At 50.9% G+C, this 18,043-nt stretch carries 14 protein-coding genes; 7 read left to right on the forward strand and 7 right to left on the reverse strand.

What is annotated here, in order from left to right:
- The first annotated feature begins 3 nt into the window (after window positions 1-3).
- The 5 genes from LCH85_10325 to LCH85_10345 are packed head-to-tail and all read left to right on the forward strand — an operon-like array spanning window position 4 to window position 5,153.
- Window positions 4-819 carry an MBL fold metallo-hydrolase gene (locus LCH85_10325; protein ID MCA0352380.1) on the forward strand — a complete coding sequence of 272 codons (816 nt, stop codon included), beginning with the start codon at window positions 4-6 and terminating at the stop codon, window positions 817-819.
- The gene (locus tag LCH85_10330) at window positions 816-2,117 is read left to right on the forward strand and encodes an adenylate cyclase (GenBank protein MCA0352381.1); all 1,302 of its coding nucleotides are present in this window, start codon (window positions 816-818) and stop codon (window positions 2,115-2,117) included. Before LCH85_10325 ends, LCH85_10330 begins: the two co-directional genes overlap by 4 nt.
- Window positions 2,114-3,367 carry a glycosyltransferase gene (locus LCH85_10335; protein ID MCA0352382.1) on the forward strand — a complete coding sequence of 418 codons (1,254 nt, stop codon included), beginning with the start codon at window positions 2,114-2,116 and terminating at the stop codon, window positions 3,365-3,367. Before LCH85_10330 ends, LCH85_10335 begins: the two co-directional genes overlap by 4 nt.
- A 19-nt stretch (window positions 3,368-3,386) precedes the next feature.
- A complete protein-coding gene (locus tag LCH85_10340; protein MCA0352383.1) occupies window positions 3,387-4,373 on the forward strand; it encodes a ketoacyl-ACP synthase III in 987 nt (328 codons plus the stop codon).
- Between the two features lie 9 nt (window positions 4,374-4,382).
- On the forward strand, window positions 4,383-5,153 hold the full coding sequence (locus LCH85_10345; protein ID MCA0352384.1) for an SDR family oxidoreductase: 771 nt from the start codon (window positions 4,383-4,385) through the stop codon (window positions 5,151-5,153).
- Between the two features lie 207 nt (window positions 5,154-5,360).
- Here the strand turns inward: LCH85_10345 and LCH85_10350 are convergent, their stop codons facing one another.
- The 4 genes from LCH85_10350 to LCH85_10365 all read right to left on the reverse strand — a co-directional run bounded on the left by LCH85_10350 (window position 5,361) and on the right by LCH85_10365 (window position 10,111).
- On the reverse strand, window positions 5,361-5,855 hold the full coding sequence (locus LCH85_10350; protein MCA0352385.1) for a hypothetical protein: 495 nt from the start codon (window positions 5,853-5,855) through the stop codon (window positions 5,361-5,363).
- Between the two features lie 311 nt (window positions 5,856-6,166).
- Complete coding sequence (locus LCH85_10355; protein MCA0352386.1) at window positions 6,167-7,072, reverse strand: DUF58 domain-containing protein; 906 nt, start codon at window positions 7,070-7,072, stop codon at window positions 6,167-6,169.
- Window positions 7,044-8,381: a hypothetical protein gene (locus LCH85_10360; GenBank protein ID MCA0352387.1), complete on the reverse strand. Its 1,338-nt coding sequence runs from the start codon at window positions 8,379-8,381 to the stop codon at window positions 7,044-7,046. Before LCH85_10360 ends, LCH85_10355 begins: the two co-directional genes overlap by 29 nt.
- A 2-nt stretch (window positions 8,382-8,383) precedes the next feature.
- Window positions 8,384-10,111 carry an AAA family ATPase gene (locus LCH85_10365; protein ID MCA0352388.1) on the reverse strand — a complete coding sequence of 576 codons (1,728 nt, stop codon included), beginning with the start codon at window positions 10,109-10,111 and terminating at the stop codon, window positions 8,384-8,386.
- 138 nt (window positions 10,112-10,249) lie between these two features.
- Between LCH85_10365 and tkt the strand changes: the two genes are divergently transcribed.
- Entirely contained in the window at window positions 10,250-12,253 is a 2,004-nt protein-coding gene (gene tkt, locus LCH85_10370) for a transketolase (GenBank protein MCA0352389.1), read from the forward strand.
- Between the two features lie 78 nt (window positions 12,254-12,331).
- Window positions 12,332-12,775, forward strand: a complete 444-nt coding sequence (gene rpiB, locus LCH85_10375; GenBank protein MCA0352390.1) for a ribose 5-phosphate isomerase B — start codon at window positions 12,332-12,334, stop codon at window positions 12,773-12,775.
- Between the two features lie 66 nt (window positions 12,776-12,841).
- Here the strand turns inward: rpiB and LCH85_10380 are convergent, their stop codons facing one another.
- The 3 genes from LCH85_10380 to LCH85_10390 form a co-directional block, all read right to left on the reverse strand.
- Complete coding sequence (locus LCH85_10380; GenBank protein MCA0352391.1) at window positions 12,842-15,448, reverse strand: choice-of-anchor J domain-containing protein; 2,607 nt, start codon at window positions 15,446-15,448, stop codon at window positions 12,842-12,844.
- A 290-nt stretch (window positions 15,449-15,738) separates the two neighbouring features.
- Entirely contained in the window at window positions 15,739-16,608 is an 870-nt protein-coding gene (locus LCH85_10385; protein MCA0352392.1) for a fumarylacetoacetate hydrolase family protein, read from the reverse strand.
- Window positions 16,609-16,702: 94 nt separating this feature from the next.
- The gene (locus LCH85_10390; GenBank protein MCA0352393.1) at window positions 16,703-17,944 is read right to left on the reverse strand and encodes a SpoIIE family protein phosphatase; all 1,242 of its coding nucleotides are present in this window, start codon (window positions 17,942-17,944) and stop codon (window positions 16,703-16,705) included.
- Between the last annotated feature and the right edge of the window lie 99 nt (window positions 17,945-18,043).

Raw genomic sequence — 18,043 nt, forward strand, 5'->3', positions numbered from 1 at the left:
CCAATGCAAGTGATATTACTGGATACTGGAATTTGTCGCGTCCCCGAATTTCATGTGCTGCGTGATGGCAGTCGCCGCATGCTCGATTGCCATGCAGTTGTGGCCTTGATTGAGCATCCTCAACGTGGCTGGGGCTTGTTTGATGTTGGGTATAGCCAAGCGATGATCAGCGCAACCCAGCATTTGCCGTGGTCGCTCTATCGCCAGGCAACGCCCTTGCAATTAGCGCCTGAATTAGAAGTAGTCAATCAATTGCCACGCTATGGCTTGAGCGCCGCCGATATTGGTTGGATTGTGCTTTCGCATGCTCACGCCGACCATGTAGCCGCTTTGGCCGATTTTCCGCAAGCCCAAATTTACATGTCAGCCACGGCTTTTGAATTGCTCAGCCAGGTTCAAGGGATTGATGCCTTGCGACGGGGGATTATTCCCCATTTGTTTCCCCAAGGTTGGCATCAACGACTACATTTAATTCATGAATTTCGCGACCAACCCCTGTTTGCCTTGGGCAATACCCACGATTTGTTTGGCGATAGCTTGTTACGTTTGGTCGAATTGCCTGGCCATGCACAGGGCCAAATCGGCATGTATATCGCCAATTCGCGCCCAATCTTGTTGGCAGCCGATGGCGCTTGGCATTCGCGGGCAATTCGCGAACAAGTGTTGCCCCACCCAATCACCTATTTTATGATCGACGATGCCAAGGCCATGGCCACAACGTTGGCCCGTTTGAGCGCCTTTGCCCAAGCCTACCCTGAAGTGCTGATTGTGCCCTGTCATTGCCCAGAAATTTATGCCAGCGAGGTTGCGACGGCGTGAGTATCAGCGATGTGTTGACTATGGGCTACCATTTTGGGCAGGCACGTTGGCGTTGGCAACGGCTCAATGCCGAACGCTTGCCAGCCTTTCAAGCTACCAAAGCACGGCAATTGATTGCTTGGGTTGCCCAACACTCAGCCTTCTATCGCCAGCATTGGCAGGGCCACGACCTTAACGATTGGCGCAATTTGCCAGCCGTCGATAAAGGCTTGATGATGGCCAATTTTCGTGAATTCAACACGTTGCAAGTGCCAGCAGCGGCGGCCTTCGATTTGGCGCAACAAGCCGAGCAACAGCGTGATTTTGTGCCACGCTTGGGCGATCTGACGGTCGGGCTTTCGTCGGGCACATCGGGTCATCGCGGCTTATTTTTGGTGAGCGCCGCCGAGCAATTGCTGTGGGCTGGCACGATTTTAGGTCGCACATTGCACCAAATCAAGCCCACCAAAATCGCCTTTTTTCTGCGAGCCAACAGCAATCTCTATCAGCAGTTAGGCGGGCGTTTAATTCAATTTCGCTATTTTGACTTGACTCAAGCCTTAGCCCCACAGATTCAAACGCTCAACGACTATCGACCAACAATTATTGTAGCCCCACCAGCCTTGTTGCTGCAATTGCTAGCAGCGGCCCAAAACGGCCAATTGACCCATCGGCCTGAACGAATTATTAGTGTCGCCGATGCGTTGGCTAGCGATGAACAGCAACAACTCAGCAACTACTTTGGCATTCCAATTGAGCAAATCTACCAAGCAACCGAAGGTTTGCTGGGTATTTCGTGTGCTCACGGCAATTTGCACCTTCAAGAAGATATTGTAGCTATCGATTTTGAGCAGTTGGGTCAAGGCCGCGTTACACCGTATATCACCGATTTATGGCGACGGACTCAGCCGATTATTCGCTATCGTTTAAATGACGTATTGCGGTTGAGTTCGCAGCCATGTAGCTGTGGTAGCGCCTTTGCAGTGGTTGAGCAAATCGAGGGGCGGCGCGATGATCTCTGTTATTTCACCTGCCACGGCCAGCGTCAAGCGATCTTTCCTGATAGTTTGCGCCGTGCCATGCTCTTGGCGCATTCAGCCATCCAAGAATATCAAATCATCCAAACCCACGACGATCAACTTACGATCACATTGATGCTTGCGGCGGCGGCTGACGAGGCGGTGGTTGGCGCAGCAGTTGAGCAGCAGATTAAGCTGCATCTGGCGGATTATGGTTGTACAAATTGCCAAATGAGCATTAATTTTGCGCCAATCGAGTATGGCTTGGTCAATAAACGTCGGCGAGTGATTCGCCAATGAATTATTGTATCTTGGCGCTTGGTTCGCGCGGCGATGTCCAACCATTTATCGCCTTGGCGCTTGGTTTGCAAGCTGAGGGTCATCAGGTCGTGATCGCCGCTGCCCATGATTATCGCAGTTTGGTTGAAAGCTATGGCTGCCGTTTTGCCCCGTTGGTTGGCTCAATTCCGGCCTTGCTCGACCCTGAGCACATGGCGGTGGACTTGGCAGCAGGTCGCGGCGCAATCATCAAACAATTTCTTCAACAAACGCCACCGATTATTCGTCAATTAATCGCTGATGCCCTAGCAGCCTGCCAAACTGCCGATTGTTTGATCGTTTCCAGTTTGGGGATGTGGCCAGCGCTGCATCTAGCTGAGCATTTGCACATTCCCGTGGTTTTGGTACATCTGCACCCTTATGCTGCTAGCAGCCAAACCGCCCATCATTTTGCGCCGCAACTGGCATGGCCGAGCTATCGCCGAATGAGCTATCGCGTGGCCGAGCAATTGCAATGGCAAGTCTTGCGCATGGCCTTTAATCAAGCACGTCAGCAAATATTGCAACGCCCAAGCCTAAGTATCGGCCAACTATGGCAACGAAGTCACAATTTTCAGCCACCAACCTTGTATGCCTATAGCGCGTTGGTCGCTCCGCCGCCAGCAAATTGGCTTGACGATGGCACGATCACAGGCTATTGGTCGCTGGCTGCGGCGACAGATTGGCAAGCACCAACGCTAGTACAGCAATTTCTGGCAGCAGGCTCAGCGCCAATCACCATTAGTTTTGGCAGCATGCTGCATGGTCAAAAGCGTGGTGCCGAATTGAGCCAATTGCTGACTGCTGCCAGCCAAAAAGCCAAAGTACGCTTAATTATCAACCAAGGCTGGGGCGATTTAGCTCAGGGCAGGTTGCCCAGCAACTGTTTGGCAATCAATGGCCTAGCGTATACTTGGTTATTTGAGCAGGTAGCGGCGGTTGTGCATCATGGCGGGGCGGGCGTAACCGCTACAGCCTTCGGTGCAGGCAAGCCCGCCTTGGTCACGCCATTTTTGGGCGACCAATACTTTTGGGGTCAGCGGGTGTATGATCTTAAAGCGGGGCCAGCGCCTGTGCCAGCCAACCAATTGCAAATTACGCAGCTCGCTAATTTGCTGCGCAGCTTGATTGAGCGCGATGATTATCATGCAGCAGCGCAGCAGCTTGCGACCCAATTAGCCCAAGAGCAAGGCGTAACCAAGGCCATAGCTTGGTTAAAACAACGATTTTGAAATTACACGAGGTAGTGTTATGCAGTTTCCTCTGCGCATCGCCGGAATCGGCGCGTACTTACCAGCCACCATTGTTACCACCAGCGAGCTAGCCGAGCGCTTTGGCGTTGATCCAGGCTTAATTGAGCGAATCACGGGCATTCGTGAGCGCCGTTACGCTGGAGCTGAAACTGCCTTGACCATGGCCACCCAAGCCGCCCAGCAAGCGCTAGCCAACGCCAATTATGCGCTTGATAGCATCGATTTAATTGTGGTGGCTTCGGCTGGCATGCACCAAGCCATCCCATGCACAGCGGCCTTATTGCAAAACGCCTTGCAAGCACCAGTTGGCCGTAGTGCCTGCTTCGATTTGAATGCAACCTGTATGAGTTTTATGCTGGCATTGCAATTGTTAGCACCATTAATTAATAGTGGGGTCTATCAACGCGTGCTGTTAGTCAGCAGCGAACGCGCTTCCGTTTCGCTCAATCCGCATGAATGGGAATCGACAGCGCTGTTTGGCGATGCAGCGGCGGCAGTGGTGTTGGAACGCGGCGATGGCAGCAGCAGCCTGCAACATAGCCAATTTGCCACCTGGAGCAATGGCAGCGATTTGATTCAGGTGCGCGGCGGCGGCACGGCTCAGCATCCCAACGCTGCCGATACCACGCCCGACATGAATTGGTTTATGATGCAAGGGCCGTTGGCGTTTCGCTTTGTTTTGCGCGAAATGCAGCAGTTTGTTGAGCATTTTTTGGCCGAGCTGGGTTGGCAAAATAGTGAAATTGATGCAGTTATTCCCCATCAAGCCAACCGCCATGCGATCGAGCAAGTGCAAGCACGTTTGGGTTTTCGGTCTGATCAAGTGATTAGCAATCTCGCTACCCGGGGCAATTGCGTTTCGGTATCCGTGCCCTTAGCCTTGGCCGAAGCAGTTGCGGCTGGCCGAATTCAGCGCGGCAACCGCTTGGTGCTGCTTGGCTCTGGCGCTGGAATTACCTTGGGTGCTGTGGCTTTGATTTACTAGGAAATCGCGATGGTTGGGTTGATTACTGGGGCTGGCACGGGGATTGGTCAAGCCATGGCTTTGGCTTTGGCCAAACGTGGCGCAACAATTATTTTGGTTGGACGCCGCCGCGAACCGCTGCTGCAAACGGCCAGCTTGATCACCCAAGCAGGTGGGCAAGCGTGGCCGATCGTCTGTGATTTGAGCGATCGTCAAGCGGTTGCCGCCCTCGCCACTCAAATCACCCAACGTTATGTTCAGCTCGATCTCTTGATTCACAATGCGGCACTACTGGCGGGCGGTGCGTTTGATCAACTGCCAGAATCAGCAATCCTTGCAACCCTCAATGCCAATTTGCTGCACCCAATTTGGCTAACCCGCCAACTACTGCCAAAAACGGTACTGATTATCGGCAGCACGGTTAGCCGCGTGGCCATGCCTGGGGCCAGCTTGTATAGCCTGAGCAAAGCTGCGCTTGAGGCTTGGGGTTTGGCACTGGCAGCCGAAGCCACGATCAAGATTGTGCGGGCCTACCCCCCAGCCACCAAAACCGCCATGACCGCGGCTATGGCGCAACAAACTGTCCAACGCTTCCCACTCGCTGAAGCCAATAAAGTTGGCGAGCAAATTATCCAGCGCTATTTGGCAGGTGAAACCGAAATTGTACTGAGTGCTAGTGATCGCTGGCTATTTCGCTGGCAACGGGTTGCACCTAAATTCTTGCAAACCTTGCTCAAACGCTATCGTCAACAGCTAATCAAGCTTTGGAGTGCTCAAGACACGAAACGCACGAAGAATTGAAACCACGAAGGGCACGAAGATCACAAAGTTAAGGTTTTAGCCACGAATTCCACGAATTGCACGAATTAGATTCATCCCGCATCCTTCATCCCTCATCCTTTTTCTACATCGCTGCGTTAACATCTAGCCCCTTTTGATTTTTGCCTTCTGCCTTTTGATTTAGCCTTCATCCCTCATGTTCATCCTTCATGCTTTGCTTTGGCTTGCCTAATGCGTCGTGTATGGTAAATAAACGAAATTGGCAGGCACGACTTTGAATGTGCGCGTAGCACTTTGGCCTTGGAACGAACCACAATCATATTCAACATGCCAATTCCATGCTTCTAATGCATCGGCTGGTAGAGCTTGAGTTTGGGTGTAGCTATAGGTAAATGATGATGGTGGTGGGCCTGAACCCATAGTGCCATTGAAGATATAGTCGCGATCGCCTGGGCCATTGAGGTAGATTTTGTGACCACAACGTGGGCCTTGCCAATTAAACACCCATTTATTCGGGGCAATGGGTTGAGCCAAGACGGCGCTATCTGCTGGTGATTGCAAAACTGGTTCTGGCGGTGGAGTTGCGGTTGGCTCGCCACGGGCTTGTACAAGTTTGGTTGATGTGGCTGAATTCGCACTACCCGGATCAACAACCATACCGACGACGAACAGTCCGATCAGCCCTATCAAAAGGATAGCGCCTGAGCGTTCGATCCAATTCATACCATCCTCCTAAACAATAGCCTCGGCTGAATCAGTAACAGCCAATATGCTATAGATCGATGGTAGTTTTTTCGAGCGCAATCTGCAATAGCCGATCATGGCTAGATTATCAATTTTAATTCACGAAACACACGAAGCGTTGAAACCACGAAGGGCGCGAAGACTATCAAGATGAGGCTATGGGCTTTTGGCTATCGAGATTCATAATCCATACCAATCTTCTGATAGCCTATCGGCCAAAGCCTAGAGCAATCCTCTCCTCTGCGCCTCTGCGTTAAATCTTCCCTTGATCGCTATTTTGCCTTCTGCCTTTATAGTCCAATAATGCCGCGCCGACGCAAGAAGGGCAAGATACTTTGTTCGAGTGGGCGATCAGTGCGGATGCCAGCATAGGTTGCGCCATAGCGCTGACATACTTGTTCGTGCATGCGTACCCAACGAACTAATTTTTCGCGATAGGCTTTGTGGGTTTGTTGATCAAGTTCAAGCGCCAGCACTTGGCCAGTTTCGCTATCCTCGAATTCGACTGGGCCAGTTAAGGTTGGCTTGATTTCTTCGGGGTGAAGCAGATGCAAGACGACAACTTGCCAAACTGGTGGGGCCGCAACCCGCAATAATGGCTCTAAATCACTCGTCCATAAATCGGAAATAATTAAAAGCATGCCGCCAGCACTGCGTCGAACTGCTTGCGTAATTGGCGTGAATGAGGTTTGTTCAGCCCAATTCAAATTGCTCAAATAACGCAGCATATCGGGGCCACGCGCCCGACTAACCATCGGCCCAAATGGCTTGATTAACTTGCTGGTGAAGGGCCAGATTGTGGTTTGATCGTTTGATGTTAGGCCGAGGTAGCCCAGCATCGCCGCTAAGCGCAAGGCATAACGGCCTTTATGCAACTCACCATGGCCCCAATCCAATGAGGCCGAGCAATCCAAGGCAATCGTTACATTGATATCTTGCTCAGTTTCGCCCAGTTTGAGATGCAAATCTTCGTGACGGGCATAGGCAAACCAATCGACGTGGCGCAGATCGTCGCCTGGGCTGTAGGCGCGATGATCACTAAATGTTGGCGCTGGCAAGCGGCGGCGTGAGGCATGTTCGCCGCTCAGCCCACCGCGCAAGTTACGGCGCGAACGCAAGGCCAAACGCTCGATCCGCGCTAAAAATTCTGGGTTGAACAGATCGCCGCTAGCGCCCGAAGTAGTCTTGAATCGCATCGCGTAGCTCCGCTGGAATATTGGATGGATCGCTGATATCGATGGGAACGCTGCCACCACTACTGCCAGTGTTGCCGCCGCCAGTGCCTTCACCACCTGGTAGAGTGATTGAGGTATCGCCGCCAGTACCAGCGGTGGTTTCGCCAACTGCTGGGGCTTCAGGCAAATCGAGATCAGGGCCAAGCGCATCGGAGGGGGCGGGCGATGAACGGCTGCCAGTGCCCGGATTATTGCCAGCACCATTATTATTGGGCTGGCCATTTTCAGTTTGGCCAGTCTGGCCTTGTTGCTGATCACTGCCTGCTTGAGGATCGTTGCTGGTTTGGCCTTGTTGCTGGTCGCCATTACCAAAATCGGCTTGAGCATTGTCAAGTTGATCGGTTAGTTGGGCCAAATCTTCGAGTGCATCGGCAGCATTTTGGGGATTACCGCGCAATTGGTCGGCATTGTTGCGCAAACGCTCGGCTACCTCAGGCTGATCTTGCAACTGCTCGGCGGCTTGTTCAAGCCCATCGGCAATTTCGTTGCGGGTTTGCGGCGATAGCTGATCGGCTTGATCGGCCAGTTTGGCCAGTTCCTCGCTGGCTTGTTGCACATCGCCACGGCGTAGCGCATCGGCGGCAGCGCGGGTTGCACCATTATCGCTCAAACCATCGGCTAAAGCATCGGCTATTTCTTGGCCTTCGGGGCTAAGCTCGGGCTGTTGATCAGGTTGGCTGCCGACTGGCTGATTGGGATCGGCGGCTGGATCTTGTTCGGTGGCAGGTTGCTGGGGTGGCTCGGTGGTCGCTAAACTTGCCAATTCGCTCAATGGCTCGGCGGTGGCATCAGGCAAGCCTGCGTTGATTTGACCAAGCACAAACAGGCCAGTTGCCAACAGTGCGGCTAAGCCCAAACTTTGCCATTCAAGCGCAATTGGGGCAAGCACGCGGCTGGTTGCATCACGGGCGACACTGGGCAACCGACGATTAGCCCGTTCAAGATTGACCAGATGAAAGCCATCGCGTTGGCGTTGAAACTCGCTGGCAGTGCTTAGTTGGGCATTTAATTGATATTGTTGATCAAGTAATTGCGCCAATTGAGTGGGTGAGAGAATCGACTTCCAAGCATAAACTACGCCTAAGGCTGCAACGAGAATCACGATTAAACTTAGAATTGGCCATGAAAGCGGCCAAGCTAGCCAGTTTCGGCCAATTAAGCCAAGGCACAGCACACCAAGCGCCATCCATGCGGCGCGAATCAGCAGGCGCTGGCGGTGATAGCGTTGGAGTTCTGTCTGTAATTCAGTCAGTTGTTGATTAAGATTCATGGCTATTCCGTTTCATCAATCACTGCTCGTTGGGCCACCTCAACGAGCAAGTTGAGTTTTTGAGTTATTTCAGGGTCAATTTTATCGAATGGAACAAATGGTACAAGCCGATGAAAATCTGTTTTGCGTAACAGATTACTTATGTTAATTGAACTAAAAAAGTGTTCAAAAACCCGATTAAGAAATTGATCAGAGACTTTTACACTATCATCCCATGGGGATATACCATTAAGGAGTTTAAAAGCTTTTTCTAATTCTTGAATAATACTGTCAAGCTTTTCTATGATATTCTCAAGCTGTCCAGGCGATTCCTCTTTGAAAAAATCACGAATATATCCCTGGATTGATTCAGGGTAGCAAATATAATTTTCAATTTCACGCTTTGACCATGTGGTAAAATGCAGCGCTTCACGACTATTGAAAACCTTATCAACTCGATCAAGAATACAAATACCGACTAAATTGGCTTTAGCCTCGCGCAAACCATAGAAATGATCACGCGCTTTTTGAGGCTGATTGGCATTAATAAAATGGACAAATGGCTGTTCCAAATAATGCTTCGCTGGATGGTTTAATCGCTGAGCCAAAGAACGTAGAATTTCTAAATCAGTTGAGCCTTCAATATATAAAACCCAACCTTTTTGTTCAGCCTGATAATATTGGTCAAAACCAAGCTCCTTCAACGATTTTGCAACCTGCTGTAATGTTGAACTGCGGTCATCAATCCGATGAGGTTTACCAACAAATGCCACGACAACATCACGATCTGCTGCTTCATTCAAGATAATCTCTGAATGACTAGCCGCCACAATCTGACATTGATTGATTCTAGCCAGATCATTTAAAACATTATACAGCTGGCGTTGGCGTAAGATTTCTAAATGAGCATCTGGTTCATCTAAAAGCAATACGGTTTTAGGATTTGTCATTAAATAGGTCAATAAAAGCAACATCTGTTGCAGGCCGCGACCACTCGTCGATAGATCTAAATTACGCCCGGAATTTGTTTTATAATCCATCACAATCTCACCACGTTCACTGATATAGACTGGTGGATTAAGGGTTACTCCAAATAATATATGGATATGCTGAATTAAGCTCTGCCATTGTTCAGGATGTTGTTGATAAACGCTATAACAAAGATTTCGTAATACTTCAGCAGTGCGTCCTTCGCCAATACGCACATTAATTGCACCAACATCTAAACGTAATTCATTGGCAGCTAAACCAGACATTGGCGGCAGAAAGGCAACCTTGGTTGTATATGCAGCTTCTGGCACAGGCATCCGCTGATTCAGATCATTTGTAATTCGTAGCGGTCGGCAATAAAATGATTCTTCATTTGCATAATCAAATTCAAAGCCACATTGCCAAGCCTCACCATTGGTTATGCCTTCAACGATAATATCGATTCGAATATTCTCAGTACCATTCTGTGAATTTGCTTTTTGTTTGCGCACCCGTAAATCACGCCATAATAAATTTGCATCAGGGACTGGCAGTGACACAAAATCCCGCCGATTGATGGTGACACCAGACCGTTGTTCAGGTGCGGTTTTACCCAGTCGTTTTTCGCGCCAACGACGTAGCCCCATATCCCATAACGCCAATGCTTGTAAGGCAGTTGTTTTACCAGAATTGTTCGGGCCAATAAAAATAACTGGATTTCCTAAATCTATTTCAACATGATCAAACCGTTTGAAGTTATGAATGATAAGTTTTGTCAGCATACTGGTGTGATCCTGATATTTTAACCATGCTAAATCTTTACGGACGATCCCTTAATGTGGAGTGTACCATAGAATGACAATGGATCGGCCTCTGCTATAATTGACAGTTGGAACTGATACACCACCGCAGGAGGATTTGTGACTCAAGCACATACACTCGATGAACGGGCCATCAATACAATCCGCATGTTGTCGGTTGATGGTGTGCAAGCGGCTAATTCGGGCCACCCAGGTTTACCAATGGGGGCAGCGGCCATGGCTTATGTGCTCTGGACGCGTCACCTTAAACATAATCCGGCTAATCCAGATTGGGCTGATCGCGACCGCTTTGTGCTGTCGGCAGGTCATGGCTCAATGCTGTTGTATAGTTTGTTGCATCTCACGGGCTATGATCTTTCACTCGATGATTTGAAGAATTTTCGCCAATGGCATAGCAAAACGGCTGGCCACCCAGAATATGGCTATGCCGCAGGCATCGAAACCACAACTGGGCCACTTGGTCAAGGGTTTGCCACGGGCGTGGGTATGGCGATTGCCGCCCGCCATTTAGCAGGCACGTTCAATCAGCCTGAACTCGAAATCGTCAAGCATCATATTTATGCGATTGTCTCCGATGGCGATTTGGAAGAGGGGATTAGCGCCGAAGCTGCTTCGTTGGCAGGTCACCTCAAATTAGGCGAACTTATCTATCTGTATGATGATAACGAAATTTCGATTGAAGGCGATACCTCAATTGCCTTCACCGAAGATGTGCCAGCGCGTTTCCGTGCTTATGGCTGGCATGTCCAAGAGATCGACGGGCTTGATCCTGAGCAAGTTGATGCGGCCTTGCATGCTGCCAAAGCGGTAACCGATCAGCCATCGTTGATTGTGGCTCACACCGTGATTGGCTTTGGCTCGCCCAATCGGGCTGGCACGGCCAAGGCCCACGGCTCGCCACTCGGCCCCGATGAAGTTAAATTGACCAAGGAAGCGCTTGGTTGGCCACTCGAACCAACCTTCTACATTCCTGAAGAAGTCTTGGCCCACTTCCGCCAAGCCTTGGATCACGGTGCGGCTGCTGAGCAAGCCTGGAACGAATTGCTCGAACGCTACACGGCGGCCCATCCTGAAAAAGCTGCTGATTTCAAGCAACGCATGTCGGGCGAATTGCCAGCAGGTTGGGATAGCACCTTACCGGTTTGGCCAGCTGATGCCAAAGGCGTGGCAACCCGCAAATCATCTGAAACCGCCTTGAACGCCTTGGCCGAGCAAATTCCAGCCTTGATTGGCGGCTCAGCCGATTTGGCCGAATCGACCTTTACCTTGATCGAGCATGCTCAATCGTTCCAAGCCGATACGCCGCAAGGCCGCAATATGCACTGGGGGATTCGTGAGCATGCCATGGTTGCCGCCGTCAACGGTATGGCCTTACATGGCGGCACAATTCCTTACGGCGCAACCTTCTTGGTTTTCAGCGATTATTGCCGCGCCTCGATTCGCTTGGCAGCCTTGATGGGCATTCGGACGATTCAAGTTTTTACTCACGATAGCATTGGGGTTGGCGAAGACGGCCCAACCCACCAGCCAATCGAACACATTCCATCGTTGCGAATTATCCCCAATTTGAATGTGATGCGGCCTGGTGATGCCAACGAAACCAGCCAAGCTTGGCGCGTGGCAGTAAGTCACAAAGGCCCAACGTTGCTGGCCTTGACCCGCCAAAACTTGCCAACCCTTGATCGCACCCGCTATGCCTCGGCAGAGGGTGTGGCTCAAGGTGGCTATGTCTTGGCTGATAGCGCTGGTCAACCAGAGTTGATCATCATTGCAACTGGCTCGGAATTGCAACATGCCGTCGCAGCCTACGAGCAATTGAGTGGCGAAGGAGTCAAGGTACGGGTGGTCAGTATGCCATCAACCTTGCTGTTTGATGCTCAGTCTGCGGAATATCGCGAGAGCGTGCTGCCCAAGGCTGTGACCAAACGGATTGCGATCGAAGCTGCGCATCCCGTGACCTGGTATAAATATGTTGGGACAGAGGGCGATATTATTGGGATTGATCACTTCGGTGCTTCAGCGCCAATTAATATCTTGATGAAAGAATTTGGCTTTACCGCCGAAAACCTGATTGCCCGTGCCAAGGCCTTGTTGGCCAAATAATTAATTGATCGATCAACCATATAACGCGAAGGACGAGTTGCTCGTGCTTCGCGTTATGCTGTGGAAAGGCAAATGATTATGAAAATTGCGGTCGGAACCGATCATGGTGGCTTGATTTTGAAGCAAGCAGTGATTGAAGAAGTGCAACGGCTAGGCCACGAGGTGCTCGATTTTGGCACCGACTCACCTGCCTCGGTCGATTATCCCGATTTTGCTGCGGCTGTGGGTAATGCTGTGGTGAGTGGCCAAGCCGAACGTGGCATCGCAATTTGCGGCAGTGGCGTTGGCGTGACTGTTGCCGCCAATAAAATTAAAGGCGTGCGGGCTTGTTTATGCCACGACACCTACTCGGCGCATCAAGGCGTTGAGCACGACGATCTGAATGTGTTATGTTTGGGCGGACGGGTGATTGGCCCAGCCTTGGCTGGCGAAATTGTCCAAGCATTTTTGAGCGCCACCTTTCACAATGAAGCTCGCTTTACTCGACGCTTGGATAAAGTGATTGCCTTAGAAAACCAATAGATTAGGCCTAAAACAAAGCCCCGTGCTTATTACAAGCACGGGGCTTTTTGAATTTAGTTGATCAGTTTAGTTCTTGGTAATTGCTGGCAAGAAGACCAACGATGGGCCTTCTGGCTCGGCTTCGGCAACACAAGCCTTGACACTGACGTTATCGATCTTCCAACCATCAGGGCGGCCAACTGAATCGTCGGACGCAAGGCGGAAGCGGAACATCACGCTTTGGCCGTTGTAGGCATTCAAATCAACCACGCTCTTCAACCAATCTTGGGGGTCTCCACACCAAGCTTGGCTACCGTTGAGTGGGTTGGTTGAAGCGGTAATTGCACCGTTATATGGGTCAGTCAACAAGGCTGAGTTTGGAATTTGGTTCCAAGCTGAGCCACCATCAGTTGAAACTTCTACCAATGCACCGTCATAACAGCCACCAGCAGTGCGATCTTCGATGGTTTGCGAGTTCCAGAATTGCAACGTTGGGGTCAAACCTTCGGTCAAACTAATTGCTGGAGTCGTAATCCATTGATCGGATACCGATGCAGGATCAACAGCCTTGATGCCATTGCCACCGTTATAGCCAAACGCACCATAGGCCCAGGTATCACCAGTGCCGCCATGAGTCCAGCTTGGGTCGCTATCAAAGGTTTCGTTGAAGGCAACCACGGTTTCGGTGCCAATTGGACAATCGCCTGGTGCAGCTTCGGTGGTGAAACTGAAGATGCTGCTATAGGCGCTGACCCCACAAGCATTGGCAGCGCGAACGCGCCAGTAGTGCTTGGTATTGGTGCTCAATGGAGCGCTGGTCAAGCTGGTCAATTCGGTGGTTGCGGTATAAACCAAGTTGCTGAAGCCGGCATCGCTAGCAATTTCCAGCAAGTAGTTGGTTGCGCCAGCAGCACTTGACCAACTGAATGCAGGGGTTTCGCTAACATTGGTTGCATTGTTAGCAGGAGCCGTCAAGCTTGGGGCAGCACTTGGCACGCCGCCTGAGATGCTGAGATCCAAGTCGGCGGTGCGGCTGATCGTCGTGCTATCGCCACGGATAACCACGCTATAATCGCCTGCCATTGCTGTGCTGAGGTTGCCAAGCGTGAGTTGGCTGCTTAAGGTTGGCGAAATAACTGGATTTGGCGTAAAGCTTGCAGTTGCACCAGCAGGCAAGTTGCTTGCTGAGAGGGTTACTGGTTCGCTAAAGCCTTGAATCCAACCGAGGTTAACGGTCGTTTGGGCTGAAACAGGCGCACAAACTGCCACGCTCGATGGGTTGACGTTCATGGTAAAGGCTGGGGTTCCACCAGTGCCATCAAGCACTAATGAACCTGAGTTGGTTGGATCAAGCCAATCTTTCAAGCGATTTGTGCTTGCGCCGCCGCCGTTCCACGAAACCGATACCCGACCATACCAGTCGGAATCATTGTTACCACAGGCAGCATAACCACCATGGAGCTGACCAACCACCCGATGGCTGGGATCGTACAATGGTGAGCCTGACGAACCACCTTCAGTTGTCCCTAGATCCCAATCGACAACGCGAATGTGCGTGCCGCCGCCGGGAGGGGTTGTGCCAAGGTAGTCGGTGGTTTGGGTCGCTTGGTTCTCGAAGCTAATGCGTTTTTCTTCAACGCCAGGGTGGTGAATCGCCACCACACTGGGGAAGTCGCCACTTTGGGCGTTCCAACCAGCCCAGAATGGTGCATATTCGGTTGGAATTGCATCATCAAGCTCAACCAAGGCAAAGTCTGATGCGGCATAGTTGGCCCGTAAAACCGCCCCCGTCATGGTGGTGTTAGGCTTGGGCAATGGCGTGCCGTTTTCAGCTGAACCAACCGTGCGACAGAGGGTTGATTCGTAGTTCCAGTAGGTTACCATCGAGGCATCATTGTCGGTATCAATGCCACAGTGGTTGGCCGTAAGGAAGTAGGGCTTTTGATCTTGGGCAGTGTTGTTGACCAACGAACCAGTACAAGTATCAATCCCTTCGAGCGTATAGGCGGCAACCGAATTGATTTCTGAGCGCCAGTCATCGCCCTCAGGACAAATCACGTCCACATTACACGAGCCAGATTTATCGACCAACAGATCGCGGGGAACCCCGAAGCCACTGAAGCCACGGTTGATTGCGCTCAAAGTCAGATCGGCTAAGCCAAACTCGCCACTATCAGCGCTGTATTCGATAATAATTTGATCGCCAGCGACGATTGGTGTCCACAATTGGCCGTGATCTTCGTTATCAGCAGCGCTGTATGGCCCAAGAATTGAGCGATAATCAGGGCTGTAGATAAACAATTGACCACTCTTGGGCAAATTGTAGCTGGTAAAGCCTAAGTTGATCGACAAGGCCTTAGGTGCATCGATGCGTAAGCGAGCGACGGTACGATTGCCAACAATTTCGATTGAAGCCACTTGCTTGATGTCAAGCGTGGTTTGGTAATCTTTGGCAAAACGCATTGGCGAATCGCTGGGGCGCTTGGCGGCATCAGCGCGTTCTTTGGCAAGGTCAAGCTCTGGCACAGCAATCTGGGCTACTGTGTTCAAATCCTTCAAGCCTTGCGCCAATGCTAACGGACGGTCGGATGTGCTGGCTTGATTTTGCGCAGCGGTGAACGGCACCTTAGCCCCAATGACCGATAATAAAACGGTAATCGCAAGTAAGGCAAATACCCAACGGGATCGAACCATGCCGTAACCTCCTGAGGCGTGTTCCACACAACATTGAGGGGAATTGGAGAGGATTTTGTGAATGAGTCTACTATAAAAATAATTAGGTGATTTGTCAAATTTATTAACTATTGTCTTATCGCGATAAGCCGATATATTTTCGCATGGCATGAAGTAGGCGCAATGTCTGATATTAGCTAGCTAGATGGGGATTTATTATGGCGATAGAATGATTAACTATCTGATTTAGGCGATAAAAAACAGCATTCTGGAAATAATGTAGTTTTGTCAGAATGCTGTTTTTACAAACATTAGCCTGCTACGACAGGGTTACGAAGAATACCAATGCCCTCAACTTCGGTTTCGAGCAAATCGCCTGGGCGCAAAAATTCTTGAGGAGTACGAGCAAAACCCACGCCAGCCGGTGTGCCAGTCGCAATAATATCGCCTGGCTCAAGGGTCATGCCCTGTGAAAGCACATGAATTAATGTAGGAATATTAAAAATAAGATCGTTGGTATTGGATTCTTGTTTGATCTCGCCGTTGACGCGCAACCGAACCACCAAATTATGCGGGTCGGTCAACTCATCGCTGGTGATGATCCACGGCCCCATTGGGCACGAGCCATCGAGCGCTTTGCCTTTGAAAAATTGCTGGTGGCGCATTTGTAAATCACGCGCCGAAACATCATTAATCACGGTATAACCCCAAACATGCTCCATGGCTTGTTCCGGGCTGATGTTTTTGCCTGCTTTGCCGATCACCACGCCCAATTCAACTTCCCAATCGATCCGTTCGGAAACTGCTGGATCAATCACTATTTCACCAGTTGGGCTGTTGATGGCGGTTGGTGGTTTGGTGAAAAATACCGGATGCTCGGGCATTTTGACTTCTAGCCCTTTGGCTTGCAACGATTCACGGGCATGGGCTGCATAATTGAGGCCCACACAAAACACATTTTTCAATGGGCGGGGCAAGGGAGCCAACAGTTGATCCATATTTAATTGGATGCCTGCGCGGCTTTGATAGTCGGGCAAGGCCGCCTTGATTGTGTCCAAGCCAGCATCGCCTGCTTCGATTAAGGCTTGGAGCGATTGATAGCCATCGAGCAACATCACCCGATCACCAAGCACAATGCCTGGACGTGGCCCAACCGCAGTTTTAAGGGTTACAAATCGCATGGTATCTCCGCAACATCGCCATGATAACGTTTTCACATTATCGCTTGGCAAAAAAACTATAGTTGCATTATAACGATATTCGTTTCTGGTGATGCTACGGTTCAGGATTGAACTTAACGACCAGCAAGGTTAAATCGTCGATTGGTGGCGTGCCACTTTGAAAGGCGCGAACATCACCAAGGATGGCATCGGCCAACCCATGGGCAGGCAAACGGCCATAGGCTTGCACCGCTGAAATCAAACGTTCACGGCCATAGGTATCGCCAGCAAAGTTGCGGGCATCGCACAAACCATCAGTATAGAACACCAAGGCATCACCTGGCTCCAAATCGGTGTGCATCTCCTCGAAAAAGGCTTCTTCAGTGATGCCAACTGGCATGCCGCCGCCCTCAAGCATGGTCACGCGGCCTTGTTTGGAGCGATAATGCAATGGCCAATCGTGGCCAGCCCGTACATAGGTAAAGCGCCGTCGTGCAATATCCAAATGCGAATAGACCATGGTGATTACCGCAGCATCAAGGTTCGTTGCCCGAATCAGCTGGTTGAAACGTTCGACCAAGGCCAACGGATGGCGCTGATCCATCCCCAGCAATAAACCTTTGGCCATCGCCATAACCAAAGCAGCTCCAGCACCTTTATCGCAAACATCAGCCATCACAATCGAGAGCATATGCTCGCTCAGTTGGCGCACCTCGTAGAAATCGCCGCTCATCTCATAGGCGGGAAACGTAGCAGCAGCGATCACCACGCCATGCAGATTAGGAAAGATGGTTGGCACAAGTCGGCGCTGTAATTCGCGGCCTAACTCCAATTCACGGGCAGCGCGAGCACGGCGCAGGGCTTCGGCTTGAGCTTGCTCCAACGCGGTGTAGGCATCAGTCAGCAGCCGATTTTTATGGCGTAAATCTTCCAAGCGCCGTTCATCAGAACGCCGGACATGGGCTGCTACCCGCCGCAACATATTGTAAGCAATAGCGGGGTAGGTGTGTAATAAGGTTTCAAAGGCGGCAATCGGTATCTCTAAAACCTCACTTTGCACCACCGCAATTGCCCCAGCGGCGCGGGTTCCATCAGGCTCTAATAAACTTAGCTCGCCAAAAAATGCCCCAACCCCCAATAACCCAAGGGTCGTTTCCTCAGAACTACCTTGCTCAAGCACCAGCCGCAAGGTTCCACTGACCACCACATAACAAGCATCGCCACGATCACGCTGGTGAAACAACCAGGCATCGGCTGGCAACGCACGAATTCGGGCCTGACTATCGAGCATTTGCAAGCCTTCAAGCGAAAGATCAGCAAATAGTGGGACTCGACGTAGGAACTCCATTTGGGACATACCCACCTCCTAGCAACGACCAAAATGCAGCATAGCACGCTCGCTACGCTGATGCAAGATAGGCCTAATTGCGACGATTAAGTTGGTATAGGCGCTGGC

Source organism: Chloroflexota bacterium, from assembly GCA_020161265.1.
Classification (GTDB): Bacteria; Chloroflexota; Chloroflexia; order Chloroflexales; family Herpetosiphonaceae; genus Herpetosiphon.

Excerpts from the sequence above, each read along its gene's own strand:
- LCH85_10325 (MCA0352380.1), top strand. The coding sequence starts at position 4 with ATGCAAGTGATATTACTGGATACTGGAATTTGTCGCGTCCCCGAATTT.
- LCH85_10335 (MCA0352382.1), top strand. The coding sequence starts at position 2,114 with ATGAATTATTGTATCTTGGCGCTTGGTTCGCGCGGCGATGTCCAACCA.
- LCH85_10340 (MCA0352383.1), top strand. The coding sequence starts at position 3,387 with ATGCAGTTTCCTCTGCGCATCGCCGGAATCGGCGCGTACTTACCAGCC.
- LCH85_10345 (MCA0352384.1), top strand. The coding sequence starts at position 4,383 with ATGGTTGGGTTGATTACTGGGGCTGGCACGGGGATTGGTCAAGCCATG.
- LCH85_10350 (MCA0352385.1), bottom strand. The coding sequence starts at position 5,855 with ATGAATTGGATCGAACGCTCAGGCGCTATCCTTTTGATAGGGCTGATC.
- LCH85_10355 (MCA0352386.1), bottom strand. The coding sequence starts at position 7,072 with ATGCGATTCAAGACTACTTCGGGCGCTAGCGGCGATCTGTTCAACCCA.
- LCH85_10360 (MCA0352387.1), bottom strand. The coding sequence starts at position 8,381 with ATGAATCTTAATCAACAACTGACTGAATTACAGACAGAACTCCAACGC.
- LCH85_10365 (MCA0352388.1), bottom strand. The coding sequence starts at position 10,111 with ATGCTGACAAAACTTATCATTCATAACTTCAAACGGTTTGATCATGTT.
- rpiB (MCA0352390.1), top strand. The coding sequence starts at position 12,332 with ATGAAAATTGCGGTCGGAACCGATCATGGTGGCTTGATTTTGAAGCAA.
- LCH85_10380 (MCA0352391.1), bottom strand. The coding sequence starts at position 15,448 with ATGGTTCGATCCCGTTGGGTATTTGCCTTACTTGCGATTACCGTTTTA.
- LCH85_10385 (MCA0352392.1), bottom strand. The coding sequence starts at position 16,608 with ATGCGATTTGTAACCCTTAAAACTGCGGTTGGGCCACGTCCAGGCATT.
- LCH85_10390 (MCA0352393.1), bottom strand. The coding sequence starts at position 17,944 with ATGTCCCAAATGGAGTTCCTACGTCGAGTCCCACTATTTGCTGATCTT.